This window comes from Bacillus pumilus (assembly GCF_003431975.1).
In the GTDB taxonomy this organism is placed as follows: domain Bacteria; phylum Bacillota; class Bacilli; order Bacillales; family Bacillaceae; genus Bacillus; species Bacillus pumilus_N.
On the sequence record NZ_CP027116.1, the window covers coordinates 2,663,214 to 2,688,382 of the forward strand.

Here is a 25,169-nt window from a genome sequence, read left to right on the forward strand (position 1 = left end):
CAGAAAGCTGCTGCATTCTACTGCTCTTTGTAAAACTTTTCGATTGCCTTATCGATGTACACCCATCCTTTATAAGACACGTGAATTGTATCTTTAAAGAAATAAGGATCGTATTCATGCTTAGTCAAATCCGCTACTTCATACCCATTATCTCTAATTTGACGATTGATTTTCTCATAATACTCTGTACGTCCCTCTTTCGGGAAACCGGTATAATCATACCATTTTCCGTTGACAGGAATCGTCACAAACAAAGGCTTCGCCCCTGCCTGCTTTAAAATATCCAGCATGATTTGAAAATCTTTGTATTCTGGTGATTCCGCATAAGAGTGGTCTTCACGAGAATCCCTCATCTTTTTCATAATCGGTTTCAGCTTGCGCTCAAACAGTTTTTGATTGATATAAAACGGGTTGTCCCCTGCTCTTTTCGCACCAAAAACGCCCGCTTCTTTTTCAAGCTCCGTCCATGTTTTTCCTTTGACTGATGGAGACGGATGAAGCTTACGCCCTTTCCCCGATCCAATTGTATAGTACATGTCTTTCTTTTGAAGCATGCCATAATACATTTTGGCAATAGGAGAAATCGCGCCATAAGCGAATTTGTTTCCAGAAAGCTCTGCTTTAAAAAGCTCTGTGATGACCATGTCGTTCTTTACTGCTTTAAACGTCATGATTCTCTTGATCAGTTCTTTTTTCACAGTTGGATCAATTTCTTTATTATAAGCGAGATTCAGCGCTTGAAGCGCTGAATAGTTTGGTGCAAAGTGATTCTCGTCAGATCCCCATTTCACAAACCACTGCGGGGACACGATAAACACAAGCTTCTTCCCTTTTAACTCTTCCATATGCGCTGCAAAGTTCATCGCATGAATTAATGATTGCGATCCACCTTTTCCAATAAGATAAGGTGTAAACCCTTGAGGATTCTCATGAAAGAAATTCGAAGGGTGATATGGATCAAAACGTGAGAGTTCAGAAGATCCATAGATCGGCAAATAAGTTGGATCTTTTAGCATTTCATCTTGTAAATATAGCCCTTGGAACATCCCCGGATCTAATTCTGTGGCTGACTTTTGTAATTTGTCTTTTGGGATCAGATGTGAGAGCCATGCATTTGGTACAAGAAGAACACCAATGAATAGAACAGCCGCTAAAATAAGCGGCCCAAAAAAACGCTTTTTCATTACTTCATCTCTGCCAGCTGCTCAGCAATGTGATTCGGAGTATCCCACACATCACGATCGAACTCTGTAATTGGAACAGTAATTCCAAGTTGACTTTCAATTGCCATAAGCAGTTCTACTGTACCAAATGAATCTAAAAGACCTTCTTCAAATATAGAAATCTCTGGATTTTCTTTTACAACATCGTCCTGACAAACCTCTGCAATAATACCGTATACTTGATTTTTAAATTCCATAATTTTCTACTCCCTTAATCTTTAATGATGAAATGGTTTTCCTGAAAAAATATAAAATCCGAAACAAATCACATGGAATGTAATAATGATCGACACAACCATTGTGACCTTATTATCCGGCCACCACTTGTGCTTTTTATTCCATTTCTCAAATAAATTGTAACCGGACATCACAACTGCGTGGTATAGTCCGTAAATAATATATTGAAGTGCTAGACCATGCCAAGCACCCATCAATAGAAAGAGGACAAAGTACCCAATATTGGATACGGCCATACGGTTCTTGATCCACTTCTTTTTGGTCATAAAGAACACAAATCTCATAAACACGTAGTCTCTGAACCAGAAGGACAGGGACATGTGCCAACGATTCCAGAAGTCTTTAATGTTCCGGCTGATAAACGGTTTGTTAAAGTTTTCTGGTGATTTAATGCCCATCATATAACTCACACCAACAGCGAATGCTGTATAACCAGCAAAGTCAAAGAACAAATACATACTGTACGCATACATATACGTTAACTGTTGAACAAAATGACTGCTGCTAATGTGATGAATATTCATCAGAATATACGTGTGAATCAAATAACCAATAATGAACTTATATAAGAAGCCGATAAAAATTTTATGAATACCTGCGTATAAAAGATCACTGTACGCTTCCTTTTCAGGCGGCGTATCCATATCCTTTTCAAACCGGCGGTAACGATCAATCGGCCCTGATGAAATCGTCGGGAAAAAGACAATGAAATAGACCAAACGATGAATCGGAATTTTCTTCTTAATCAAGCCGTCTCTTGTCTCGATAATTAACTGAACACCTTTAAATGTTAAGTACGAGATCCCTAAAAAGCTCAGCCAGTTTATTGGCGGCGGTTGATGCGGCTGATGAGTTAAAAAGAACGGTAAAACCTTTGATAGTACAAGCGGCAAAATCGATGCCACCACTGCCATATAGAAGACAGACGCCCTGTTCGCCTTCAGCCGGTACGAAAGGTACAAACGGATGATCAAGACTTGCCACACTGTGAACAAGAAGAGCAGCAGCGCGCCGTGTGCATCATTTGAGAAAATAAGCGCGAGTGCCACAACCGTTGCAAACATGTTGTAGCCATGCATTCTTTTGCCGCGAAGACCAAGAATAATCGTCGGCAAAAGAAGAACACCAATTAGAATGAAGAAAAAGAATGAACTAAACGGAATCATAGAAGAACCTCTTTCGCGATTCTTTTACGGTCAACCTTCCCGTTTGGTGTCATGTACAGCTGCTCAAGATAGACAAACTTCCTTGGAATCATGTACGCTGGCAGTGAATCCGCCATTTCTTTCTTAATTGCACTTGTCAGCTGATATTCTTTTTCAAACGAATGCGCTGAAGGAACAATGGCTGCAATCAAGTACTCCACATGACCGTTTGGCTGGAACGGCACAATCACACAAGCATTGACATACGTTGTCTCGCTCACATGATATTCGATTTCTTCAAGCTCCATTCGGTATCCATGCAGCTTAATTTGATAGTCCAGACGACCGTGACACGTAATCAATCCATCCTGCGCCACACCTGCGTCACCTGTGCGGTAAGCAGGGTGTCCTTCGTATTCAAAGAACACTTTATCCGTCAAGGCTTGTTCACCTAAGTAGCCTTTCGTGACGCTTGGCCCCACGATGACAATTTCCCCTTTTTCACCATCAGGAAGGCTCTTGCCTTCTTCATCTAAAATGACGATATCTGTATCCGGTTTCGCATAGCCCACAGGTAAAGAATCGTGCTGATCCAGAATCTCCTGCGTCACTTCAATTGATGTGATCGCAACAGTTGCTTCAGTCGGACCATACGTATTAAAGACCTGCGCCTTTGGAAAACGCTCAAGAAGTGCACTTGCTACTGCTACAGGAAGCGCCTCTCCGCAGAACAAGAAGACTTTCAGCTCTGGTAAAAGCTCCCCTGTAAAAGAAGGGTCCATTAAGCACATTTGCACAAAGGAAGGTGTTGATGTCCACACTTCAACGTCAGATTGACCAAGTGCTGCAAACATATCCTTCGGCTTGTTCACTAAATCTTTCACTAAACAGTAAAGCGTGCCGCCTGACTGAAGCGCTGGATACAAATCCATCACTGATAAGTCAAAAGAAAATGGTGCTTGATTTAAGAACGTGCGCCCCTCGCCAATTGGGAAGTCTCGGCACATCCACTCTGTAAAGCTTTCTAAATTATTTGCTGTTACCTGAACGCCTTTCGGTTTTCCGGTACTGCCAGACGTATAAATGATATAAAACACATCATCCTGATGAACCCACTGCGTAGAGGGCGGTGCTTCTTTTTTAAGAGCTAAAAGCGATGCCGCACTCTTCACTTCAATGTGCTCTTCTACATCTAGTACATTCAGCTCATTTGCGCAAATCAAAAGACTCGCTTTTGAGCTTTCAATAATTGAGACGATACGCTCAGCAGGGATTGAGATGTCGACCGGAATATAAGGTCTACCTGATTTCACACTGCCTAAGAAAGAAATCAGCATCTCCGGCTCCATATGACCGTATACAATGACAGGTGCACTGTCAGTTGCGACTGCATCAATCGCACCAGCCATTTGGTCTGATAGACGCCAAAGCTCATCATATGTGATCGAAGCATCTTGAGAAACAAATGCTGGCTGTGTTGGTTTCGTTTGTTGGTATTTATGAATCGTGTGTAATAGTTTCATAGTTTAATCTCCAATTAAAAATCGTTGTAAATGAATGATCCCGTATTTGCTGTATGGAATCCGTAAATAAAGAACAATAATAGCAAAATAAGTAAGTAAAAGCTTGTATATCCTATCCATTTTACAGACTTATTTTCTGATAGCTTTTTGAATAGCATATTGATAACCTCTTTTCTTTTGACACTTATAGAGACGCATGAATCATTAAAAGAGTTTCATACCAAAACATAAAATTTTAAGAATTAATGAAAAAAGATGTCGAATCGATCAGCGTGTCTTTACGCAAAGCTGTCTTATTGTAACAAAGATTTAATGTGTTTGAAATGAAATCCAAGCTTAAATTTGCCTTAAAATTGGTGAAAGCTGTCGAATAAACACAAAAGCCACCTAGTTTGCCTAGATGGCTTTGATTTCAATTACTTCTTATATTTATTGACTTCGAACATGAGAATGTTTTTAAACACCACATAATCCTTTTTACTTTCAAATGGACCTTTATTGTTGTCATGCTCATCAATTTCATAAAATCCTGGTCCTTCTCCGGCATCACGCTTTTTGTACCATGATAGGAAAGCATTGACTTCTTTCATGGAGAGGTCATACTCTTTTTGCAAACCATTGACCATTGTGATGATGAGGAGAGCATCGCCGTCTCCATCGGTTGCATCGTCTTTTGGTGGTGTGGTTGGTTCTGGGTCTTTGTCGCCGGGTGGTTCTGTGTTGTTTTCTTGAGGTAATGCGTCTTTTAGAGAGATTGATAAGACAGATTTAAATTTTTCTCTTGCACGAGGCATATCACCATTTGTGTTTTCTTCTCCCCCAATGATATAAAGATTATGATTGACAATAGCAGCGGAGTGTCCCTTTCTATAAAAGGTTTTAGGTGTTTGAACACTATACATTGTTCCTAAAATTACATCATGTACCGATAATCTAGCAGTTCCACCTGTAAGTAAAACTTTATTGTTGTAAACAGCTGTCGCATAATACCCCGCTGACCAACCACCTTGCTTTTTAATCCACGTATCTGTGTCGGGGTCGTATTCACCGATCATTTTATTTAAAGCTTCATTTCCTCCCGATAAATATAACTTTCCATTTATAGAGTTCAAAGTTCCAGCAGTTACTACGTAATCTAAAGTGCTTTTCTTATCCCATTTTTTTGTGTCAGGATCATAGCAGTATGTACTCATTCGATGGTTTTCTATAGCAACTACAAAGATTTTCCCTTTTGCACTCTCCGCATAGATTCTATATGGTCCTACCTTAGCTTCTAGTGGAATATCCTCAAGCTTTTCCCAAGAATCATTTTTAGTATTATAAACTTCAACTGTTTTCACAGCTCCATCTGGCGATAAACCACCTACAACATAAATTTGGTCATTCAGAGTCGCAGTAGCAGCCCCATATCTAGGAGTTGGCATTGATGTTTTACTTGACCATTCATTTTTCTCCGGATCATAAACAAAAGTTTGATCTGCACCTTGTCGTTGAGTTGGTCCCTGACCACCTATGACATATATTTTACCGTCAACTACTCCACTACTAGCACCAACACGTGCCTCGGGCAAGTCTGCTTGATCTTTCCATTCTAATGTGTCCGCTTTTACTGAATGTAACGGATAAATTAATGACGAGATAAATAAGAAGAATATTAATCCTAATTTTTTCAAGAAAATCACTCCTTAAAATTGTGTACCCAACATTTATCGGTTTTTTAATGACTTTCTTCATACTTTTGTTATATTTTTAATAATTTAACACTATATCTTCTAATATCGATCCACTAATCGTCGTATGTTTATCTATTTTTCTTCCGTTCAAATTTTCTTTATTTAAACTTTATCTTCTTCACGATTTCTATGAATACACTATATTAAGAAACAAATAAAAAAACCCAAAGTTTCATGGGTTTTTCTCCTCAATCTATTATAAGAAAATCCGTCACAAGACAAGTGGGTTCTCCATTTCCATCCAGCCCTCAAAAGCTTGGATACATCCCGTTGTCGAAGCCTGTTGTAAACATGGCAATGTCCACCTTGTCATGAAAACTTGTGACGAGCCAGTCCCATGTGTGCTTTTAGTTTTGCTCAAGGGTTTCTGCAAATTCCTCATAAAGATAGAAATCATTGTCCTCTTTATATCTATTATCCTCATAAGCTTGTAAATACAGTGCTGCTTCCGCATCCATAAAACAGCCCATCCCCATATTCACACCGTAGCCGAAGAACTCATCTTCTTTTAATTGTTTTGGGTTCCTGCCCTGCTCTTGTGGCAAGCTCCCATTCTATTGCTTGCTCGTTTGTAAACTTGATCATTGCATAGGGGACGCGTTCGTCACTGCTTTCTAATTGCTTTACTACAAGTAGAATAGGATATTTCCCTAGAGCAACCTTCCTCGTAAAAGGTTGGCCTCCTTCTGAAAAAAAGGATCACAGGCAACGATATGACCGCTCGTGATCTCGATATGGCCTAACTGTTTAGCAAATAATTGATCACCTTCAGGGCTGCTTTTGTTCTCTCCATTTTCAAACATTAAGTTTGTTGATCGATGTTGTACAAGGGCTCATTCCTTTCATTGTTTTTATGGGGCGTTTGGGATTATGTATTTTTCTCTGCTTTGTCTTTTATTTCTGTTTTAGTTCTAGTCTCCCTTTTTATCTGTCAATAAAAAATCTGTAACAAGACAAGCTTCATCACAATTCTCATCTATAGGCTTACAATGCAATTAACCCTCAACCGAATGGTTTGAAGGTCTTTTTTTTCACCTTCATTTAAAAGTAAATCACTCGATTTGATTTTGTACATTCTCGAATTCCTCCATACTCAGCTCATTTTCTCCTTCTACTATCCACTTTAATTTTTTAGTTGTAAGAGAGCTGCTGTTTTTGTAAGCGTCAGTTTGTGAAATCTCTAAAGTTTCATGAAACAAAAAAGCCCCTTCATCAAACGAAGGGGCTGGCAGTTAATTATTTTTCAGTAAGAACTCACATACAGTTGGCTGAATATGCTGTCTTTGAAGGCTCATTAATAAGTATTTGGTTTCGATATCAGAAGAAAATATTTTCTCCTTATAATGATCAAATTCTTTTCTTGTCGGCACTTCATTTTTCATCACTTCTTCAACAGAAATCCCAACCGCTTTCAATTTTTCATTTGTGGATGTTTTCTTGATTTCTAGAGACTCTTCTTCTCCATTTAAACGATTAGAGAAAATCCCTAAAATTTCAACGACAGCATCTACTTGCTCTTTCCTCAAATTATGATCCAAAGCAAACATGAAAAATGGATGGTCATCTCCGTCAATGATTGTCTTAAGTAAATAATTTTGATACTTGAGGAGTTCTATCTCTCTTTCTAAATCCATCGTGTCACTCCTTTGTTAATTATGCAATAATCAACATAATTGCCCACGCAATTGTTCGAGCAGAAGATGTTGGTATTCCCAATTCAAAGATCATGAAATCAATTAACCTTGCTTCAATACTGTTTGTAACACTGTCAAGAAAATCGGCAATTTGTTTGGAGTACTTTTTAACGTAATCTGCATTTTTCTTGCTCAAAATTTCCAGAAGGTCTCCTAGAAGTTTGCCGCCATTCCTTAATGCATAGACTAAACCGTCTTTTTTCAAACCTTTTGTACTTAGTGTAGGATCATTTACCACAGTATTATTAATTGTATTCGTTAGTTCATTTTGAACTGTAGCGTTTTGTAAAACGGTACTCTGCAATTCAACTTTAACTAGATTTTTTGCTTTTTTGTTCTCTGCTGCATACGTAGAAACTGGGGCTACAATTGAAAATAAAGTAGTCAATGCTAGTGTTCCTGCAATAATTTGTTTTTTCATTTAAAATTCTCCTTAAAAGCAGATGCATCCGCAAGAGTTTATTGGCCTAGAAATATATTAACAAATACAGGAATTTTTTTATACGCTTTTTCTTATATTTGAATAAATTTGGTATTTTAGGTATTATTTATTTAACAAAAAATAATCTTTATTACTCTTTTTGTAAAATTAATCACTCTATTATTCATACTGCTTTTCTCTCTCTCATACAGCTTCATGTGTCATCAGATTCATTTATAGAAAGTTTGCTATTTCACTATTTATTTTTGGGACGGTGATGATATGACTAAGGAGTACAGGTAATGACGAACCATCTACACCCTAAAGATCTAATCTTTCCAAAAGAGCTAAGGGATAAGAATATAAGAGAAAAAGGTTAAATGAAAAAACCCCTTCCAATTGAGAGGTTATGTTATTAACTATCTCCTTTTATATATTTCTTAATGAATGTTTCGCTAATCATGGTTACGATATAGATCGCAACCGTTAAAATCAGCATCAACGGAAACATGCTTAAACGATGATCTGCAACGTATACAATGATCCCCACAATGACAGCCACTACGATTGCCGTTAAAATATGCTTCACCACCCTCACCCCTTTGTATAAATCATATACATTTTATTACATATAAGGTTTAATTAAAATAACTTCCATGAAATCAGATATACGAAAGCCTAACTTAATTCCGGCTACAAAAAACATCAAATTTCGTTTGTTCCGCTCTTAAAGCCGATTGCTAACCCCATTTTTGTTCGTAATATTTCAATATGCTAAAATTAACAAAAATTATATAATGGATAAATCAAGAGGTCATTAAGTGACGCAACAAATCAAGCTGTTTCAAGCTTTGAAATATCGCTAACTGAAGCAAATCATGAACGTACCGATTTCATCTAATAAAGTAATACAGGAAATAAGAAATGCTCTTTGTTGTTCACGGAGAACTCTGTCATCATCAGGGAATAATTAAAATTAAAGAAAAAATATAGGGTTCTAGTATTGAACAAACTTCGGAGATGAAGAAGCAAGCATCATTGGATCAAAGTGAAGCTCTTTTGGTCTCGGAATTTCACTTGACATGGTCTCTATTTTCAATAAATAGTCAGTTCCGAAACTCAATAATTTTTTAGTTAATAGTTGAGCCCCCTCACCAAATATATGAGGGGGCTCATTTTCTCTTTTATTCTTCTAATCCTGCTTTAAAAATATCAGATGCATTTAACCCTTCCGGTAAACTAACAGCTAGATTATCTATTAGTTCTTGCCATATCTTAACTTTATTTTCTTCGTTAACAATAACATCAGCACCGTGACCTTTCCAATACTCTTGAAGTTTATCTAATTCTATTTCGCTTAATATTCTTTCAATTTTTTTGGCATTAACATATAGTTTACCATATACTTTAGGAATTATTTGTGGTTCTCCGCACACTTCTATATCCGCTTTACCACCTGCACTAAAAACATCTCTCAATGAGGAACTGACAATTTGATACTCTTGTAAGAGATAAACAGACAGGTTTAAATATTTTGTTGAGCTATTTGAGAAAACCTCTGGAAACAGGGCCATTCCCTCGGCGATAATATCTTGCTTTTTGTGCTCCTGTAATTTTCTAAATTCCTTAACTCTTGGACTTACACTTTCTTCTTCGTCTAGCCACCATAAAGACTCACCTTCACCGAGTGTACTCCGAACATAATCTTTTAGCACTTTGGATTTTTCTAATGAATTCATTGCTTTGAATTCTTCATATGTAATACCTATTTTATGTAAAATAGATTCACCACTCCCAACCTCCATATTCAGGAAAAACCTTGGTGAATGTGTAACTTTAATATCGGCCAAACAATCCTCATAATATCTATGTATAACTTCAATTTTTTTCCCAACTTTACGACCAAAGAATGCGTATATTTGATCTGTTACTTCTTTCCTCAAAGTACCTTCAAAAATGCTATTACCCGTAGATTCCCACTTCTCACTTTTTGTGTATTTAACCTCAATACCAAAAGTTTCTCCTATAACAATATCCGGAAAGCTCTGAACTCCTGTCTGTATTACACTAATTCCATAGTTATTAGAAATTTCCTGAATAACTAATGTTACATAGTTTTCGAACTTTGTACCGGAATCAATGTTTGAAAGGTCTAATTCACTTTCTATCTTTTGCTTTGCTAAGTCTAGAATTGTTTCAATTGTACTTTGGTTCGTTGACATTTGTTCCCCTCTCCGTAATCCATTAAGTCAGTTAATTTAATAGGTTCCTCACATATTTTATTTAATGCATGAATTATATGGTTTAGAGTTTCAAGCTCTAACCTTTTTGTATTTCCATTACACATATCGTTTATAGTATTTGGTCTAACACCTGCTAAATGTGCAAATTGTGTTCTTGAGTATTTATGTTGTTTTAATAGCTCGTCTAATTTAAAATAAATCATAAACATTCTCATTTCCTATTGATTTATAACTCCAGGAGTTATAAAATAAAATTGAGGTAGTTTTTCTATCTAAAGAATTGTATAAGTATATTAATTTAATTCTATTATATCTGAATTACTAAAATAATCAAAGAATATAAGGGTGAAAATATGTATAATGTCGTTTCACTATTTAGTGGTTGTGGTGGTCTTGATTTAGGATTTCGTGGAGACTTCGAATTCTTAGGAAGAAACTATGACAGAAACTTATTTAAAATAATTTGGGCTAATGATATTTTCAAGCAAGCTGTTGAAAGTTATCGAGTTAATATAGGAGATCATATAATTGAAGGTGACATTCAAGATCTTCTCAACAATAACCCTGAAATGGTTCCTACTGAGGCTGACGTTGTTATTGGAGGTTTTCCTTGCCAAGATTTTAGTATCGCTGGAAAACGTCAAGGAATAACAGTAAACCGAGGTAGATTATATCTCCAAATGAAAAGAGTTATTGAGCGAATTGCTCCTAAAATATTTGTTGCAGAAAACGTTGAGGGCTTAGTTAATATGGAAAATGGTTTAATACTTGAAACAATTAAAAATGATTTAAGTTCAGTTGATCACAATGGTGAAATTGTTAATTATAATGTTACTCATCATTTATATCATGCTGCTGACTATGGTGTACCTCAAATTAGAAAAAGAGTTTTTATTGTGGGTGTTAGATCAGATATAGACGTTGAACATATTCCACCAATTCCAACTACACCGGATAATCCAGTAACTTCCAGAAAAGCAATCGATGATCTATGGAATATGGAAGTAAACTCTAATGTTCCAAACCACACTCAAATATCTAAAGCAAAATTTTATCCCGGAAGACGTTTGCAAGGTAATTCTCAAATAAAAGAAGACCAACCTTCAGTTACAATTCGAGCAGAACACCACGGTAATATTGAAGGGCATTATCGTTCAACTAATCCAGAAGACCCGGAAAATATGTTATTTTGGAGACGATTAACAGTTAGAGAATGTGCTAGAATTCAGTCTTTCCCTGATAACTTTGTATTTCAAGGTTCTGCTACTATGACGTACAAGCAAGTTGGTAATGCGGTTCCACCGGTTCTTGGTTGGCATATAGCTCAATCTGTACAACAAGTACTGCTGAATGCAGAAAAGTTAAAATTTGATGATAATAAAACACAAATAGCAATGAATTTTTAACCGCCGTATTTTGGCGGTTATTTGTTTGGAAAAAAACTGTCCATTTGACAGTCAATCCGGATAATTTCTTATTTTGCATCTATTTCCACTCATCTTTATTTGCCTAACCATGGTTTTGAGAGCATCAAAAACCAACATTGAGTAATCCAAGACCTCAAATTGTTTTATTTTTTCTTTTGGAGCGGTAGAACTAGTACTAGTACTAGATAATTCATTTAATAATCCTTTTCTTTTGGTCACAAAAAAACCTCCTATATCGAAAGTGATATAAGCCAATAATAGGTGTAATTTCTTACATTACCGTTATACTGACCGTTTCACTATACAATATAGAAGGTTGATTTGACGGGTTTTAGCACCCGATTTAAATACGTCCCAGGAGAGATTCGAACTCCCGACCGACGCCTTAGAAGGGCGTTGCTCTATCCAGCTGAGCTACTGGGACATGTTGTTATGTAGTGTTCTGTTGGTGAGTACCTCACCGACAAGATTTATTATATTACTATTGTTCTTTAAAGTCAACGGTTTTTCGAAAGTTTTTTTCATAAGGGGCAGATGCTGCACCCTTATGAAATACCTTCCAATGTGACAGTGTTTTCGAGGTCTTGTATGACCTGACCTTCGTCTGTGAAAAACTGTACGTTCGCTTCGCTTCCATCTAGTGTCAGTATAGCGTAGCTGCGCTCTTTACGCACTCTTGGCAGGTGCACACTGCCTGGGTTAATGAGCAGTTTTCCTCTTAGCAGCTCACTGCCTGGGATGTGCGAGTGGCCAAAGCAGATGATGTCTGCGCCTAGCTCTTCTGCACGGTAGTAGACTTGAAGCAAGGATTGTTTGATGCCATGCAGATGTCCGTGAGTGAGAAATAGTTTTCCGCCTCCATCAAGTGGGAGCAGGAGTTCTTCTTCAAAATCGCCCATAAAGTCACAATTTCCTTTGACGACTTTGTATCCTTCGAGTGCTGGGTGGTTCGTTTCGAGTTCTGAATCTCCGCAGTGAATCATCATGTCCACTTCAGCCGCATGCCGTTTGGCAATGGTTTGAAGTTCGTCTGTGAGTCCATGACTGTCACTAATGATGAGTATCTTCATGGCTTCATTCCCCCTTATTCATTTGCGTCTAGCAGTGATGAAAGCTTTTGAAGCGCGACCGCTCGATGGCTAATCTTGTTTTTCTCCTCTGGTGAAAGCTCAGCCATCGTCTGGTCTTTGTCTTTGACGATGAAAATCGGGTCGTATCCGAAGCCGTTTTCGCCGATTGGTTCTTCTGAGATGTAGCCTTCTACTGATCCTTCTACCGTCTTTGTTTCTTTACCCGGTATGCTCACAGCCAGGGCACATCTGAATCTAGCTGTACGGTCTTCTTTTTCAATGCCTTGAAGCTCGCTCAGCACTTTTTCCACATTCTCAGCATCATCCTTATGCTCACCAGCGTATCTCGCTGAATAAACGCCAGGTTTTCCGCCAAGATAGTCAATCGACAAACCGGAATCGTCTGCAATGACCATTTCACCTGCTTTGGCTTGAATCGCCTCGGCTTTGATGATGGCATTTTCTTCGAAGGTTTGTCCTGTTTCTTCAATCTCTTCAGTGAATCCGATATCTGCTAGTGTTTTGACCGTGAATCCTTTTGGCTCAAGAATGGCTTTGAATTCTTTCGCTTTGCCCGCATTGTGCGTTGCAATGATGGCTGTTTTCATCCTGATCAAACCCTTCTTTTTATTCGATGACTTCTCCTGTAACCGCTTTTTGCTTTTCGATTAATTCTTTGATGCCCTTTTCGGCTAAATCGAGCAGTCCGTTTAGCTGTTCTCTTGAGAATGTCGCTTCTTCGCCTGTGCCTTGAAGTTCAACAAAGCGTCCAGCGCCTGTCATGATGACATTCATATCTACTTCAGCTGAAGAATCTTCTTCATAATTTAAATCTAACAGAAGACCTTGCTGAGAATCAATTCCGACGGATATCGCCGCTAAATAATCAGTGATCGGGTTTTGTTTGATGACGCCTTCTGCTCGAAGCTTTTGAATCGCAAGTGTCATGGCAACAAAAGCACCAGTAATAGATGCTGTACGTGTTCCGCCGTCAGCTTGAATGACATCACAGTCAATCCAAATCGTGCGTTCGCCAAGTTTTTCTAGGTCAACGACTGCACGGAGGGCTCGTCCAATTAATCGCTGAATTTCCATTGTACGTCCTGTGACTTTTCCTTTAGATGATTCTCTAATGGTTCTTTGTGCGGTTGCTCTTGGAAGCATGCTATATTCTGCTGTAATCCAGCCTTTTCCTTCTCCTCTTAAAAAAGGAGGTACGCGGTCTTCGATGGATGCGTTACAAATCACCTTCGTATTTCCCGCTGAGATTAAGACAGAGCCTTCTGGATGCGTGATGTAGCCTGCCTCTATTTCAATTTTTCTTAATTCGTCATATTGTCTTTCATCTAATCTCATGATTTACCTCCGTTACGATATACATTCCGCGCGCGATTCCAGCGGGGTTCTCCTACTAACTTTGACAACCTCAGCTCGTTCTAATCGCTTGGAATAAAAAAGAGGCAGCGAATATGCATGCCTCTTTTTCTCCATTATATCAATGTGTGCCGTTAAAAACTACCTGTATTCACTTGTTCTGGTCTTGAAACCGGCTTTGTCAGCTCTGTTCCTTTTTCGTTCACAAGCTCAGCCTTACCATTTACCTTGACAGATACGCTTTTCACGTCCGGAAGCTCTGTTAATGTGAGCACAATGCTATCAAGAACTTTTTGTGAAATGACCTTTTTCTTTTCATCTGCACTGCCAAAAATGGATTCATTGAAATCAAGTGTCACATGTCCGTCCTTTACTTTCGGGACATCATTCAGCTTCACATCTTGATCAAAGTCTGTAAGCAATTGGCTAGTTTTGCTTGGCCCAGAGACGAGCTCATGGATGGCTGCTGTAATTGGATCATCCTCATCTTTTGGCGCTCTTGTGGTGACCGGAACGTAGTAGGTCTGTTTATCAGATTCAGCTAAATAATAGACGGTCACTGGCTTTGTTGATGTCATATCAGCGGCAGCCTCGTGCTGAATATTAATACCGTCTTCTCTGCTTAAATCATCTGAAATCGGTGTACCATTCACAGGCATTTCTTTCAGCTCATGTCCGTTCATTTTCAATTTCACTTTTGCAACCGAATCAAACTGCGTTAACGTCCAAGTGACAGATTGCAGGATGCGCTGTTCATCTTCTTTTTTATAGTTTTTGAATTCGTTTGAAAAATCCACAATGGCCGTTCCGTCTTTAATGTCGACAGATACGCTCGTGTCAGCCGGCAAAACAGCTCGGAATCCATTTGGCATCAAGTTAGAAATCGGCCCCCCGTCTACAAGGTATTCAAGGGTTTGTTTAGCACTTCCTTCGTTTTTCGGCAGCGGAACGGATTGAGAGACGACATACCCGTTTTTATCAATTAAATATAATTCTCTCATGACTGTATCTGCCTTCTTCTCTTCTTTTCCTTCTTTGGCTGTTTGTTTATCTTCTTTATTTTCTTTCACATATGTGACGTTTTGTGGTGGATCAATCTCTGTTTTCGCTTGGTCTGTTTGAAACAATCCGCATCCTGACAAAAGCATGGCTGACGCGATACACGTAACAGCTGCTGTAGTTCCTTTTTTCAGCATACTTCACCCTCCTCTAGTAGTTTGTACTACTATGTATACGAGCTCCTCGTGCGGATTAGACCCTTTTCATAAAAAAATAACCCACCTCAAGAAGAAGCGGGTTATTGCTGATAGACTTGTTCAAGTGATACAGTTTCGACGTTCCCTGGCAGGTAACCAAACCAATCACGAGCGATGTTTTGAAAATTTTGCTGCTGTCCTGTTGTATAAAATGTATGAACAGGTGCTTCTTGAGACGTGTTTAACAGTCCTTTATACGAAAGAATCGTACTGGCTTCTCTCGCTGTCTCATCCCCTGATGAAATAATACTCACATCACTCCCCATAAAGCGCTGAATCGGCTCCTTTAAAATCGGATAGTGCGTGCAGCCAAGAATGAGCGTATCAATTCCTGTTTCTTTCATTGGTGCAAGGGAGTCTTTCACGACTTCGTCTGCTGTCTGATCTAAAAACGTCCCGCTTTCTACAAATGGAACAAGCAGCGGACATGCCAAGCTTTGAACGGTTAGCCCTGCTTTTAGTGATAGGAGCGCTTCCTTGTATGCCTCGCTTTTGATTGTATTGGCTGTACCAATGACGCCAATATGCTGGTTGTTTGTCACCTTGATCGCTGTACGAGAGCCTGGCTGAATTACGCCAATGACTGGGATATCGAGTGTTGCTTTAATTTCATCAAGTGCAATGGCCGTAGCTGTGTTGCATGCAATGACGAGCATTTTAATATGATGATGTCTTAATAAGTAGTGTGCCATTTCCCAAGTATATTGAAGAACCTCTTCTTCTTTCCGCGGGCCATACGGACACCGTTTTGTATCGCCTACGTAAATGATCTTTTCTTTTGGCAGTTGTCTCATGATTTCCTTTGCAACGGTTAAACCGCCGACGCCGGAATCAATGACGCCGATTGGTTGATCCAACAAAATCGCCTCATTTTCTTTTCATTTGCTGCTGTAGTTTCGTTAAGGATTGGTTGAAAACGATGGCTTCTTCTTCTGAGAAAGCCCCTAGAAGTTCACTGACGTATTCTTGGCGTTTGACAATCACTTCTTGAATGATCCGCTCACCTTCAGGCAATAAGTGAATGCGAACCACGCGGCGGTCAGAAGGATCTTTCACTCGTTCGACAAGTTCACTTTTTTCCATTCGATCAATTAAGTCGGTTGTTGTGCTGCAAGCCAAATACATCTTTTGTGATAGCTCACCTATTGTCATATCCCCGAATTCATAAAGCCACTGAAGCCCTACAAATTGAGGTGGTGTAATCGTATATTGATTCAGGATTTCTCTGCCTTTTTGCTTAATAATTGCAGCAATATGGCGCAATGATTTTTCAATCTCTGCTACATGGTCGAACTCATTCGTTTCCATTTCATTGATACCTCACTATAGCATCTCACTTTAATTAAAACGTACATTCCTATTTTCCTCGTTTTTCAAAGAAAATGCAAGAAGAGACTCATGGAAACCATATAGAAATAACCGGTTCCTCCCTGGTGCGGGAGGAAGACCGGCTGACTTTAGAGCTCTAGCTCACCCATACGCAGAAGCTCGACTACGGCCTGTGAACGACCTTTGACTCCTAGCTTTTGCATGGCATTTGTTATGCATACCTTTTACAAATATTATAACGCAGTTAATTAATTAAATCTATAATGGAAGTTCATTTGCCCATTTGGATGAATCACAATGTGATCAATGAGCTTTTCAAATACATGCTTCAGGTCCTTTTCTCTGTCTTCAAGTTCTTGAAGAACTGCTTGAATTTGAGCCATTGAATTTTTTTCGTTTTGAACCTGTTGTAATGAGAATAAACTCTGTTCGAGCTTTATTATTTTTGTCTGAATATCATTGCGTTTCGTTTGGAATTCAGCCTTTGAAATAATTTGATCTTCTAGGTAAAGTTCAAGTAATCTTTTATTCTGTGTTTCAAGGGACTTCAATTCTGCTTTAATAGTCTTCATTTGTTTTTCTTTTTGATCAATAGCATTCTTTTTGAAATCGTGTGTTATACCGCCTGAAAATTCAATAAGATTTTCAATTACTAAGTCTCTAACTTCTTCATACATAATAGGAACATGATTTACGCAGCCTTCATTACCAGCTCTCCGATAATTACTGCATTTTACGTATTTCCAATAGGTTTTTTCCCCATTTTTTTTGGCTCTGCTAGTTTGGATAATGACCATGTTAGAACCACATTTTCCGCAAATAAGTAATTGTCTCAACTCATTCCACGGTGTGAATTTAGTTTTTTTATTGACAGTCTGTTTATTATTTGCTTTTTCCCAATCCTCTCTTGAGACAATCGGCGGGCAAAAGTCTTCGTAAACGGTCCATTTTTCGGGTGGATTCCGAATGAATTTTTTTCGACCATCAACTTTTATCGTAGTATGCCTATTAGCTATATGCACGCCGCAATAAATAGGGTTTCTTAAAATGGTTTGAACTGTTGTGAGCTGCCAATTACTACGTTTTTTTGGAGGTGGTATTTCACCTAGCTTACATTTTTCTTGCAAAGCGTATGTAACCCTTTTATGACCCAATCCCTCGTTATTATAAAGATGAAAAATTAATCTTATAACTTGAGCTTCACTTTCGTTAATCACTAAGTGTTTACCATCTTTCTGGTAACCGTAAGGCACTCTTCCTGAATGCTCACCGCGCCTGGCTTTGGCTGCAAGTACACCACTTATATTGACTGACATAGACTTAGGTAACTGCTCCGCAAAGAGAGCAGACATTTCAAATTTCATTGACGCTTTACTCTCGTAAAGGGAGTCATAGTCTTCTTCGAGTGTAACGACACGAACCCCATTAGACACTAGAATCTCTCTGATATATAACGCATCTTTTAAGTCACGGGCAAGACGTGTGATGGACTTAAAAATGACCATTTTTATTTCTTTCTTTTCAGCCAATGAAAAAATGTATTTCATTGCTGCCCTATCTTCAAGGACGGTTCCGCTTATACCGTCGTCTAACAAAACAGAACGGTCATCCCATTCATAATTGTGTTGCTCGATCCAATATCGACAAACATCAATTTGGTTTTCCTTCGATGAAATTTGCTCGTCTCGATCAGTTGAAACCCTCGTATAAACCTTATAAGGATAATCATCATATTTTATGATTTCATCGACTGTCTCTTTTCGAAAGCTCATATAACCCACCTCGGTTATTATTATTATAATTAAAGTATAACATCATAATAAGATGCTTTTACTTACGAATTTAGACACCGAACAAACATTCTGATAAAATGATTTCGAGGTGAGAGTATGACTGATCTCGAAAGAAAAATTTATCGAATTATCTACAATATGAGTCGGTTTCGCAAGAACCCTTCGATGGATGAACTTAAACGGAAAACGGGTAGGGATGAGCCAGCGATTCGTAAGGCAGTTGAAAATCTTATTTCTCGAAAAGAAATTAGATGGGATAAAGAGAAAAAGGAATGGCGGTTCTGATTATATTGCTTTTTATGGGATATTCAGTAAAATGAATTTAATATATTATTGAAACAGGAGGGATAACATGATTAGAATTAAACCATGTGCAGACAATACTTTTTCATATGTCATTGAATCATTAGATAGAGAAACAGGGAAAAGAAAAAGGATAGTTCGAAAAGGATTTGCTTCAAAAAATGAAGCAATGAAAGCAGCAGAAGCAAAAGAAAAAGAAATGTAGATTCATAGATTTTCGAACGCTGAAAAATAATGCCCAAATAAAAAGCCCCTCCAAACGGAAGGGCATTTTCATTTAAAACAAGAAAAAGTTAATTGCATAGTAAACACCGTCAGCAATAATTTGTGCTGACCCTCCACCAATTTTCGGTTCTAAAGCAGCATAAAGCCTTTTCTTGATTATGTTTGCAGTAACATCAGGTATATTTGCGAATTCTTCAATTTTTTTAGCTATGAAATTGGAATTCTCTTTAAATGCTTTAGCAGCTTGCTTGTCAGCTTTTTTCAAAACAAGACTTGCTGCTTTTCCACCATACCTTACACCTTCTGCTACTATTTCAGCAGCTAACTTTACTAGGTATCCTCTAAAGCCTTGAGTTTGGATGATAGGGTCTTCTATTTCTGTTTCATCCGCTAGACTCTTTAACGACTGTATTTTCACTTGAATCTGTTGTGATGCCATAGTCTCATTATCATTATTAGGAGTTGCGGCTCTTGATACAGTCGGTAACAATGTTGATACTAATAGTAAAGTTGTTAACGCAACAATAAGTAATTTAGATACAAATTTATTCATTTTACCACCACCCTTCTTAAGTGGTATTATATACTAAATTTATAAATATTTGTATATTAAATTCGATGAAAAGGATGATTGTCATGAGAAAAATCTATAATTATATGAATAAGGAACAGAAGCAACATGCAATAAAGTTGCTGCATGAAGACATAAAGGAATTGAAAAAGGAACAATCACAAGAAGAAGAAAAAGGGTATCCCGGGGTAATAAAGGCAGCTATCGAAGAAACGATTGAAAGATACAAAAAAGATATAGAATTTCTTGAAAATGATTTAAAAAAGTGAGCAGGCTTAACGCCTGCCCTTTTTATTTTAATAGCTTTTCTAACGCTGCTTTAGTCTTTGGACCATAGATACCATCAGAAGTAAGCCCATGCATAAGCTGGAATCGTTTGACCGCATTCGCTGTTTTTGGTCCGTAATAGCCGTCAATACCATTGTTTTTTGCCCCTTTGTCAGGGTAGAAATAGAGTGCCGCTAAAGCCTCTTGAATTCGCCTTACAGCGTCCCCTTTCTTCATAGGTGTTTTCACCTTAAAGATGCCCGTTGGGAGCTTGTGCGCCTTCTTAGATGCTTTTTTATTAGGTGTTTTTGTGGATGATGTTTTCTCAGGCTTCGAAGATGATGTTTTACCGCCCAATGCCTTCAGCTCTTTTTCAATGGCTGCTTTAAATGAGCTCCATCTACCTTCAGATAAGATCCGGTGTGGACAATACTTCCCATTCCAATCTTGATGCTTGCGTACTCGATCAACACCCCAACCACGTTCTTTAAGCAACTGCGCCACAAATTTAATAGCCAGCTTTTCCGCAGCCTTGTATCTAGCACCGCCAGACTCGCTATAACAAATTTCAATCGCAATTGACTTGCGGTTACCAGTACCATTTGTGCCGTCACCCGAATGCCACGCATTGCGATCTAATGGAATAGCTTGGATCACCTTTTTATTGTCCACTGCAAAATGATAACTTGTTGAACTGGTGTTATTGATCATATAGTTAATTTCTCTTTCAGCTGTGGCGTCGTTTGCTGTATTGTGGATAGTAATGTATTCCGCATTCATTTTATTTGGACATTTTAAACCGTATCTACTGGACGGTACCATTTTCTTTTTTACTTTGATTGCCATATTCATCTACTCCTTAAATTTTGATATAAAAAATGCCGCCTAATGGCAGCTCTTTATTTTGTTAACCCTTTTTGTTGCAGCACTTCTTTTTGTAGCTTGCCTTTCTCAGTCACGTAATTGTTTTTAAACCATGCCATCAAGGTTGTGACAATTGTAAAAATCATTGAGAAAGCAAGGTACAATGTGTCAGCCAACGAAGTGACTTGATCCTCACTGATCGGCAAAACAGGTTTTCCAAACATAATTAACGCCTGGTTGATTAGCGCAATAAAAAGAAGCACCGTGCGAACGACCGTGCCTTTGTCAAAGTTTTTCATATTAATTTCCTCTTTTCGTTTTATTTTTGGTTTCTTTCGATTCTGTCTAGTTTTTCAATGACAACATCATACTTCTCACTAAACTTTGCTAGTACGTCATTTTGTGCGTCTATTTGTTCGTTTAGCTTGTTCTCACGCTCTTTTGTCGTGTTCAATACATAAAACAGCACCCAACAAAAAAGAACCGCAAACGGTCCCTGTGTCATCAAATACTGCGCAATATCCATTTCCATTTTGTTCACCTTCTCCCGCCATAAACATAAAAAATAAGCCTACACTTCGTATGGCTCACCTGTGATTTCCTCATATTGTTCGGGTGTGATTCTCCCCGCTGCCACTGTGTTATATACCATTTCTTTTGTCCATAATTCTCTATCATAAAAACCTTTGATTCTACTGAACCAATCGAAATCACTCACGATGGATCACCCCCTAATGCAAACAAGTAATAAAGCTCGGCAACTTGTTTCTCCATGAGGTCTATTTTTGACGGCTGCGGCTTTGGCTGCAAGCTCTCTATATACTCTTTGGATGCTGATTCAAACCACACTCTTTTTTTCTCGTCATACTCGGGAAGATACAACCCCTCTTGTGGTCGTACATCCGTAGCATTTTTCGGAATCTCTTCATAATCACTTATCACATCTTCGCCTAAATACATAAAATTTTCGTCATATAAAAAAATATGCATGTACCTTACCTCCTACCACAACGGAATAGATTCATTTATTTCAAATCTGCTTACAAAAGAATTATCGTTAGCAGACATCCCATCAAAACGCAAAGAACCATCTTTTTCTAATGTGAATCTAGCAGAGCCATAAGACCCTACCGTTGCACCGAGAAACACAGCTTTTGAAGCCGGTTTTTGAGTAAAACGGGCAATGACTGCATCATTTGCCGGGACTCCCTCAAAGGACCCTCGAAGTAGTAATTCATTTTGACGTATGGAGAATTGGAGAGGGTTACTCGCATATTGTTTTACTGTTCCAGCGACTAACGTCACCTGATTCCATGTGCTGATTGAATCATCATCCGTCAGCATACGTTTCCACCCTCTGAACGATCCGTCCGTATGAGTCGTTCCCCACCAATGAAGATTATCTCCACTTCGGATAATATGGAACGTTTTTCGGTTGTTGCTGTTGTCTATTATATAAATATTGAACCAAGATGAATCGGTTTTACTCGGCATATTCACAACATTTGTTCCAACGGCGTAATAACAACCCGACGGCAACGTTAATATGTCCGTACCATTCGGCAACAATTGGCTTTGCCCTGTTTCAGATAGCAAATTATGATTCGAGAGTCTAGCCCATCCACTCCACGAATTATTGTTTAAATAATTGGTGTAAATGTTATTGGCGTAATCCGTAGCATACACCCATCCAAACGTCCCCTTTCCATTTGTCGCATCCGTCATGTGGAAAAAGCCTCTGAATGAACGGTGATTAGGCAAGTCTTTTGAATTAGCTATTGCATAGAAGGTTCCTTGCCCTAATCCATTATTGATAACTTCGTCTAAGATGCTTAAAGAAGTATCCTTAATTGAGATCAATGGCATTCCTGAATCTAGCGTAATTTTCTTTTGCTGAAAACCCGCAACAAGGTCTTTAGCCATTTTCAATGCTCCGTCGGGTGTCTCTGCGTGATCGTCCGTATATTTTTTAGCTGCTGCAAGCGCTTCGGCTACTTTAGCTTTTGCACCTTCTTTTGTTTCAAGCGCTTCAAGATCGTCAAGCTTTTCTTTCAAGTGGTCTAGCTGCTCCTGCAACTCTGCGGTGATTTCGTCGATACTTCCTTGCAACTCTGCTGCCATGCGTTCTATTTCGGTTTTAAGTGTTTGGAAATCGTCGATATAATACTCCGCAACCGGGACAATGTCCTGATCGATTAAATTACGTTGTATCGTAAAAGTAAACTCATGAACCGACATTGATTGAGTGTTTCGATAATAAAGATTGAGCGCGGCTCTCACTCGTCCATATTGTTTGATTTCCTCGTCATCAAGGACGTACGTGGCCAATCCTTCCACTTTATCAACCAATTCAATATCTCTGACATGTTTTGCCCCCGAATCAAATTTTAGTACAAGTTTCGCATCTACTGCGGATAAAGGAAGAGGAACGCCGTCTTTACGCAATGTAAAAAGAAGTTTTGCGGTCCCGATATCCTGTGTTGAGAATACAATTTGTGATTGATATACACTTTGCGTATAAGCATCGATATCGAATTTTAACCCGCCATTTTTAAAGATCTTATTATCCGTCACAGTATCCCCCCTTAAGTGATATTTCCGGCTGTGAGTATTGGATCAACGCTCTTATCATTTAATGCTGATACTTTCCCAGCGCCTTTTAATCGGTTGCCGTAATGCTGTATGGATGAACATTTGCTAGTTAAATACATACCGTGTCGACCTGTTTTCCCGGTTGCTGTGTTATTACGAACGGCGCTATTTTTGACGCCATCCATGAACAAAATAAAGTCATATTCATCCCCACGCTTGCCCGCATTCATGATCGTGTTTTCATCTACTTGTACATATTCAGAATCACCCGAGACAGATATACCCGAGAAACCGATCTCTTCAAGCGTGTTATCATCCACCGAAACATAATCGCAATTTCCTTCCTCGATCCGCACGCCATTCCCTTGAATGTCACGCCCTGTGTTGTGGTGAACCTTTCCCCGGGTGCTGCGTGTAACCAGTACGCCGTGGTGTCCAATGTTCTCCATATTGTTACCTTCAATAACAAAATGCTTCACATCTGAAACATGAATACCGTGCCTTGTCGTCCCGTCAATTTGATTGCCCTTAATAGCCACATGATCAATGGTTTGATACCCTTTACGGCCGTACACCTGTATTGCGTGGTCAACTGACATATTGATAAATTTGTTGTTTGTAATTGTGTGACGCTTTGTCTTGTTTACTCTGCCAGTCGGGTTTCCGTTTTTGTCTTGAGTATAAACGCTGCTGACGCTTGGCAATAACGTTCTAACGCCGCCGGAACAGTTTTCAAAAGTGTTACCGTCAACAAATACGTCTTGCCATTTGTTGCCCGATACCGCCCATTCTGTGCAATCGTAAACCTTGTTATTGAGGAATCTAATGCCTGAATAAAGAACACCGTCAGTGCTTGTATGTGAATCAATCGCTCTAGGATAGCCTCCAAGCTCTGCGGATTTTCTAATCTTACAGTTTTGCATGGTGATGTTTCGTGTTGGCGTATGATCATAGGCACCAAAAGCGCCAAAATTGCTTGCTGAACGCATTAAATCAACTTGAACAGCTGCCGAAAACCATCTGTCCCCTACGTAATCCGCAAACCCTTCGAATGTCACATTATCAATCAAGACATCTTCATTCCCTGCACAATCAAACGCATGTCCACCACAAACATTTCTCAAAGTGATATCTCGCATGGTGATTCCAGACGCATGAGCAAACGCAAAAATAGAACATTGCTGTTTGATCACATGCCCCATACTGTCAATAATCCCTTGTCCCTCGATGACGATATTCCCATTCCCGTTATAACCAGTGCTTTGATCGGTTGCGTCGCCGTTAACAAACATTGATCCAACAAAATCACGTTTTACATGCACGCCTGCTTGAAACTCAATTCTTGCTCCCTGATAAACCCTTATTGTCTCTCTTTGGGTGTATGTCCCGGGAGGCACAACGATTTTGACAGGGTATGTTTTCGATAGGTCGAGTGCTGCTTGCATCGCTTTCGTGAAATTGCCTAGTTTATTCAAAAAAGGCTTAAGCGACACATAAACCATTGCATCACTAATCTTCTGATCAATTTGCGCAAATTCGTAGTCAAATCGGTCTTTTGCTGTGGGATGAATCGTCGCATCTGAAGCAACTCTAAGATCAACCACCTCTTTGACATCTTCGCCATCATGATTAACGACAAGATTCACAAACCGAGAATGCAGATTGTCAAGCCGATTTCCAACGGTATACATGCCATGTTTAATCTGTGACGATCGATGTGCAGCTGCGCTGTTGATGTGGTCCTGCAATTCTAGGCTAGTTTTGTTAAACCCTTTTTCAATGATGCTAAAACTGTCATTGATATTATTACGCGCTTCTCTATCCCAAGCCGCATCTACACGCTTTAAAGCGACATTTGCCATGATTGTCCCTCCTTCAT

The 25,169-nt window shown here is 38.8% G+C and carries 33 protein-coding genes, 1 tRNA gene and 1 pseudogene; 4 read left to right on the forward strand and 31 right to left on the reverse strand.

What is annotated here, in order from left to right; genetic code table 11:
• Window positions 1-17 precede the first annotated feature (17 nt).
• From dltD to C5695_RS20955, 13 genes are all read right to left on the reverse strand, one after another.
• Window positions 18-1,184, reverse strand: coding sequence for a D-alanyl-lipoteichoic acid biosynthesis protein DltD (gene dltD / locus C5695_RS13710; RefSeq protein ID WP_117731202.1), 1,167 nt, complete (start codon window positions 1,182-1,184; stop codon window positions 18-20).
• Complete coding sequence (gene dltC, locus C5695_RS13715; RefSeq protein WP_117731203.1) at window positions 1,184-1,420, reverse strand: D-alanine--poly(phosphoribitol) ligase subunit 2; 237 nt, start codon at window positions 1,418-1,420, stop codon at window positions 1,184-1,186. Before dltC ends, dltD begins: the two co-directional genes overlap by 1 nt.
• A gap of 21 nt (window positions 1,421-1,441) precedes the next feature.
• Window positions 1,442-2,626, reverse strand: coding sequence for a D-alanyl-lipoteichoic acid biosynthesis protein DltB (gene dltB, locus C5695_RS13720; protein ID WP_117731204.1), 1,185 nt, complete (start codon window positions 2,624-2,626; stop codon window positions 1,442-1,444).
• Window positions 2,623-4,128, reverse strand: coding sequence for a D-alanine--poly(phosphoribitol) ligase subunit DltA (gene dltA / locus C5695_RS13725; RefSeq protein ID WP_117731205.1), 1,506 nt, complete (start codon window positions 4,126-4,128; stop codon window positions 2,623-2,625). Before dltA ends, dltB begins: the two co-directional genes overlap by 4 nt.
• Before the next feature lie 14 nt (window positions 4,129-4,142).
• Complete coding sequence (locus tag C5695_RS13730; RefSeq protein ID WP_024427820.1) at window positions 4,143-4,292, reverse strand: teichoic acid D-Ala incorporation-associated protein DltX; 150 nt, start codon at window positions 4,290-4,292, stop codon at window positions 4,143-4,145.
• Between the two features lie 252 nt (window positions 4,293-4,544).
• A complete protein-coding gene (locus C5695_RS13735) occupies window positions 4,545-5,801 on the reverse strand; it encodes a Kelch repeat-containing protein (RefSeq protein ID WP_117731206.1) in 1,257 nt (418 codons plus the stop codon).
• A gap of 407 nt (window positions 5,802-6,208) precedes the next feature.
• Window positions 6,209-6,406, reverse strand: coding sequence for a DUF4241 domain-containing protein (locus C5695_RS13740; RefSeq protein WP_117731207.1), 198 nt, complete (start codon window positions 6,404-6,406; stop codon window positions 6,209-6,211).
• Window positions 6,360-6,500 carry a hypothetical protein gene (locus C5695_RS20950; protein ID WP_117731208.1) on the reverse strand — a complete coding sequence of 47 codons (141 nt, stop codon included), beginning with the start codon at window positions 6,498-6,500 and terminating at the stop codon, window positions 6,360-6,362. Before C5695_RS20950 ends, C5695_RS13740 begins: the two co-directional genes overlap by 47 nt.
• 593 nt (window positions 6,501-7,093) lie before the next feature.
• Window positions 7,094-7,495, reverse strand: coding sequence for a DUF1878 family protein (locus tag C5695_RS13750; RefSeq protein WP_117731209.1), 402 nt, complete (start codon window positions 7,493-7,495; stop codon window positions 7,094-7,096).
• A gap of 19 nt (window positions 7,496-7,514) precedes the next feature.
• Window positions 7,515-7,976: a hypothetical protein gene (locus C5695_RS13755; protein WP_117731210.1), complete on the reverse strand. Its 462-nt coding sequence runs from the start codon at window positions 7,974-7,976 to the stop codon at window positions 7,515-7,517.
• A gap of 415 nt (window positions 7,977-8,391) precedes the next feature.
• Entirely contained in the window at window positions 8,392-8,565 is a 174-nt protein-coding gene (locus C5695_RS20630) for a hypothetical protein (protein ID WP_187441897.1), read from the reverse strand.
• Between the two features lie 595 nt (window positions 8,566-9,160).
• Window positions 9,161-10,198 carry a hypothetical protein gene (locus C5695_RS13760; RefSeq protein ID WP_117731211.1) on the reverse strand — a complete coding sequence of 346 codons (1,038 nt, stop codon included), beginning with the start codon at window positions 10,196-10,198 and terminating at the stop codon, window positions 9,161-9,163.
• Window positions 10,162-10,434, reverse strand: coding sequence for a helix-turn-helix domain-containing protein (locus tag C5695_RS20955; RefSeq protein ID WP_117731212.1), 273 nt, complete (start codon window positions 10,432-10,434; stop codon window positions 10,162-10,164). Before C5695_RS20955 ends, C5695_RS13760 begins: the two co-directional genes overlap by 37 nt.
• Before the next feature lie 138 nt (window positions 10,435-10,572).
• Between C5695_RS20955 and C5695_RS13770 the strand changes: the two genes are divergently transcribed.
• On the forward strand, window positions 10,573-11,625 hold the full coding sequence (locus tag C5695_RS13770) for a DNA cytosine methyltransferase (protein WP_117731213.1): 1,053 nt from the start codon (window positions 10,573-10,575) through the stop codon (window positions 11,623-11,625).
• A 51-nt stretch (window positions 11,626-11,676) separates the two neighbouring features.
• On the opposite strand, the gene C5695_RS13775 is transcribed toward C5695_RS13770, so the two are convergent.
• The 10 genes and pseudogenes from C5695_RS13775 to C5695_RS13820 all read right to left on the reverse strand — a co-directional run bounded on the left by C5695_RS13775 (window position 11,677) and on the right by C5695_RS13820 (window position 18,447).
• A complete protein-coding gene (locus tag C5695_RS13775) occupies window positions 11,677-11,865 on the reverse strand; it encodes a hypothetical protein (RefSeq protein ID WP_187441893.1) in 189 nt (62 codons plus the stop codon).
• Window positions 11,866-11,996: 131 nt separating this feature from the next.
• Window positions 11,997-12,070 (reverse strand) — tRNA-Arg (locus C5695_RS13780).
• A 121-nt stretch (window positions 12,071-12,191) separates the two neighbouring features.
• Entirely contained in the window at window positions 12,192-12,716 is a 525-nt protein-coding gene (locus C5695_RS13785; protein WP_024427164.1) for a YfcE family phosphodiesterase, read from the reverse strand.
• Window positions 12,717-12,730: 14 nt separating this feature from the next.
• A complete protein-coding gene (locus C5695_RS13790; protein ID WP_187441892.1) occupies window positions 12,731-13,333 on the reverse strand; it encodes an XTP/dITP diphosphatase in 603 nt (200 codons plus the stop codon).
• A gap of 10 nt (window positions 13,334-13,343) precedes the next feature.
• Window positions 13,344-14,072 carry a ribonuclease PH gene (rph, locus tag C5695_RS13795; RefSeq protein ID WP_117731215.1) on the reverse strand — a complete coding sequence of 243 codons (729 nt, stop codon included), beginning with the start codon at window positions 14,070-14,072 and terminating at the stop codon, window positions 13,344-13,346.
• 152 nt (window positions 14,073-14,224) lie between these two features.
• Window positions 14,225-15,286 (reverse strand): GerMN domain-containing protein, encoded by a 1,062-nt coding sequence (locus C5695_RS13800; protein WP_117731216.1) that lies wholly within the window; start codon window positions 15,284-15,286, stop codon window positions 14,225-14,227.
• A 101-nt stretch (window positions 15,287-15,387) separates the two neighbouring features.
• On the reverse strand, window positions 15,388-16,206 hold the full coding sequence (racE, locus tag C5695_RS13805; protein WP_117731217.1) for a glutamate racemase: 819 nt from the start codon (window positions 16,204-16,206) through the stop codon (window positions 15,388-15,390).
• A gap of 7 nt (window positions 16,207-16,213) precedes the next feature.
• On the reverse strand, window positions 16,214-16,654 hold the full coding sequence (locus C5695_RS13810; protein WP_003216546.1) for a MarR family winged helix-turn-helix transcriptional regulator: 441 nt from the start codon (window positions 16,652-16,654) through the stop codon (window positions 16,214-16,216).
• A 149-nt stretch (window positions 16,655-16,803) separates the two neighbouring features.
• Window positions 16,804-16,890, reverse strand: a pseudogene (gerE, locus tag C5695_RS13815) (spore germination transcription factor GerE); the annotation flags it as partial.
• Between the two features lie 33 nt (window positions 16,891-16,923).
• The gene (locus C5695_RS13820) at window positions 16,924-18,447 is read right to left on the reverse strand and encodes a recombinase family protein (RefSeq protein ID WP_117731218.1); all 1,524 of its coding nucleotides are present in this window, start codon (window positions 18,445-18,447) and stop codon (window positions 16,924-16,926) included.
• A gap of 117 nt (window positions 18,448-18,564) precedes the next feature.
• On the opposite strand from C5695_RS13820, the gene C5695_RS13825 reads away from it, so the two are divergent.
• Together C5695_RS13825 and C5695_RS13830 are read left to right on the forward strand one after the other, a co-directional pair.
• A complete protein-coding gene (locus tag C5695_RS13825; protein ID WP_117731219.1) occupies window positions 18,565-18,753 on the forward strand; it encodes a hypothetical protein in 189 nt (62 codons plus the stop codon).
• A gap of 67 nt (window positions 18,754-18,820) precedes the next feature.
• The gene (locus C5695_RS13830; RefSeq protein WP_117731220.1) at window positions 18,821-18,976 is read left to right on the forward strand and encodes an Arm DNA-binding domain-containing protein; all 156 of its coding nucleotides are present in this window, start codon (window positions 18,821-18,823) and stop codon (window positions 18,974-18,976) included.
• A gap of 72 nt (window positions 18,977-19,048) precedes the next feature.
• On the opposite strand, the gene C5695_RS13835 is transcribed toward C5695_RS13830, so the two are convergent.
• Window positions 19,049-19,549, reverse strand: a complete 501-nt coding sequence (locus C5695_RS13835) for a hypothetical protein (protein ID WP_117731221.1) — start codon at window positions 19,547-19,549, stop codon at window positions 19,049-19,051.
• Between the two features lie 83 nt (window positions 19,550-19,632).
• Here C5695_RS13835 and C5695_RS13840 point away from each other — a divergent pair, with 83 nt between their 5' ends.
• On the forward strand, window positions 19,633-19,836 hold the full coding sequence (locus tag C5695_RS13840) for a hypothetical protein (protein WP_117731222.1): 204 nt from the start codon (window positions 19,633-19,635) through the stop codon (window positions 19,834-19,836).
• 22 nt (window positions 19,837-19,858) lie between these two features.
• Here C5695_RS13840 and C5695_RS13845 read toward each other — a convergent pair whose 3' ends face one another.
• Genes C5695_RS13845 through C5695_RS13875 form a run of 7 tightly spaced genes read right to left on the reverse strand, consistent with a single transcriptional unit; the run spans window position 19,859 to window position 25,152 of the window.
• Window positions 19,859-20,680: a peptidoglycan recognition protein family protein gene (locus C5695_RS13845; RefSeq protein WP_117731223.1), complete on the reverse strand. Its 822-nt coding sequence runs from the start codon at window positions 20,678-20,680 to the stop codon at window positions 19,859-19,861.
• A gap of 53 nt (window positions 20,681-20,733) precedes the next feature.
• Entirely contained in the window at window positions 20,734-20,997 is a 264-nt protein-coding gene (locus C5695_RS13850) for a phage holin (RefSeq protein WP_117731224.1), read from the reverse strand.
• Window positions 20,998-21,017: 20 nt separating this feature from the next.
• Entirely contained in the window at window positions 21,018-21,230 is a 213-nt protein-coding gene (locus C5695_RS13855) for a BhlA/UviB family holin-like peptide (RefSeq protein ID WP_073206560.1), read from the reverse strand.
• Between the two features lie 39 nt (window positions 21,231-21,269).
• Window positions 21,270-21,416, reverse strand: coding sequence for an XkdX family protein (locus tag C5695_RS13860; protein WP_106038152.1), 147 nt, complete (start codon window positions 21,414-21,416; stop codon window positions 21,270-21,272).
• Window positions 21,413-21,688, reverse strand: a complete 276-nt coding sequence (locus tag C5695_RS13865) for a hypothetical protein (RefSeq protein ID WP_117731225.1) — start codon at window positions 21,686-21,688, stop codon at window positions 21,413-21,415. Before C5695_RS13865 ends, C5695_RS13860 begins: the two co-directional genes overlap by 4 nt.
• 12 nt (window positions 21,689-21,700) lie before the next feature.
• Window positions 21,701-23,272 (reverse strand): phage baseplate upper protein, encoded by a 1,572-nt coding sequence (locus C5695_RS13870; RefSeq protein ID WP_117731226.1) that lies wholly within the window; start codon window positions 23,270-23,272, stop codon window positions 21,701-21,703.
• Between the two features lie 11 nt (window positions 23,273-23,283).
• Window positions 23,284-25,152 (reverse strand): right-handed parallel beta-helix repeat-containing protein, encoded by a 1,869-nt coding sequence (locus C5695_RS13875; protein WP_117731227.1) that lies wholly within the window; start codon window positions 25,150-25,152, stop codon window positions 23,284-23,286.
• Window positions 25,153-25,169 lie beyond the last annotated feature (17 nt).

Coding starts and splice junctions, on each gene's coding strand:
- dltD (WP_117731202.1), bottom strand. CDS start 1,184: ATGAAAAAGCGTTTTTTTGGGCCGCTTATTTTAGCGGCTGTTCTATTC.
- dltC (WP_117731203.1), bottom strand. CDS start 1,420: ATGGAATTTAAAAATCAAGTATACGGTATTATTGCAGAGGTTTGTCAG.
- dltB (WP_117731204.1), bottom strand. CDS start 2,626: ATGATTCCGTTTAGTTCATTCTTTTTCTTCATTCTAATTGGTGTTCTT.
- dltA (WP_117731205.1), bottom strand. CDS start 4,128: ATGAAACTATTACACACGATTCATAAATACCAACAAACGAAACCAACA.
- C5695_RS13750 (WP_117731209.1), bottom strand. CDS start 7,495: ATGGATTTAGAAAGAGAGATAGAACTCCTCAAGTATCAAAATTATTTA.
- C5695_RS13755 (WP_117731210.1), bottom strand. CDS start 7,976: ATGAAAAAACAAATTATTGCAGGAACACTAGCATTGACTACTTTATTT.
- C5695_RS13760 (WP_117731211.1), bottom strand. CDS start 10,198: ATGTCAACGAACCAAAGTACAATTGAAACAATTCTAGACTTAGCAAAG.
- C5695_RS20955 (WP_117731212.1), bottom strand. CDS start 10,434: ATGAGAATGTTTATGATTTATTTTAAATTAGACGAGCTATTAAAACAA.
- C5695_RS13770 (WP_117731213.1), top strand. CDS start 10,573: ATGTATAATGTCGTTTCACTATTTAGTGGTTGTGGTGGTCTTGATTTA.
- C5695_RS13785 (WP_024427164.1), bottom strand. CDS start 12,716: ATGAAGATACTCATCATTAGTGACAGTCATGGACTCACAGACGAACTT.
- rph (WP_117731215.1), bottom strand. CDS start 14,072: ATGAGATTAGATGAAAGACAATATGACGAATTAAGAAAAATTGAAATA.
- C5695_RS13800 (WP_117731216.1), bottom strand. CDS start 15,286: ATGCTGAAAAAAGGAACTACAGCAGCTGTTACGTGTATCGCGTCAGCC.
- C5695_RS13810 (WP_003216546.1), bottom strand. CDS start 16,654: ATGGAAACGAATGAGTTCGACCATGTAGCAGAGATTGAAAAATCATTG.
- C5695_RS13820 (WP_117731218.1), bottom strand. CDS start 18,447: ATGAGCTTTCGAAAAGAGACAGTCGATGAAATCATAAAATATGATGAT.
- C5695_RS13825 (WP_117731219.1), top strand. CDS start 18,565: ATGACTGATCTCGAAAGAAAAATTTATCGAATTATCTACAATATGAGT.
- C5695_RS13830 (WP_117731220.1), top strand. CDS start 18,821: ATGATTAGAATTAAACCATGTGCAGACAATACTTTTTCATATGTCATT.
- C5695_RS13835 (WP_117731221.1), bottom strand. CDS start 19,549: ATGAATAAATTTGTATCTAAATTACTTATTGTTGCGTTAACAACTTTA.
- C5695_RS13840 (WP_117731222.1), top strand. CDS start 19,633: ATGAGAAAAATCTATAATTATATGAATAAGGAACAGAAGCAACATGCA.
- C5695_RS13845 (WP_117731223.1), bottom strand. CDS start 20,680: ATGGCAATCAAAGTAAAAAAGAAAATGGTACCGTCCAGTAGATACGGT.
- C5695_RS13850 (WP_117731224.1), bottom strand. CDS start 20,997: ATGAAAAACTTTGACAAAGGCACGGTCGTTCGCACGGTGCTTCTTTTT.
- C5695_RS13855 (WP_073206560.1), bottom strand. CDS start 21,230: ATGGAAATGGATATTGCGCAGTATTTGATGACACAGGGACCGTTTGCG.
- C5695_RS13865 (WP_117731225.1), bottom strand. CDS start 21,688: ATGCATATTTTTTTATATGACGAAAATTTTATGTATTTAGGCGAAGAT.
- C5695_RS13875 (WP_117731227.1), bottom strand. CDS start 25,152: ATGGCAAATGTCGCTTTAAAGCGTGTAGATGCGGCTTGGGATAGAGAA.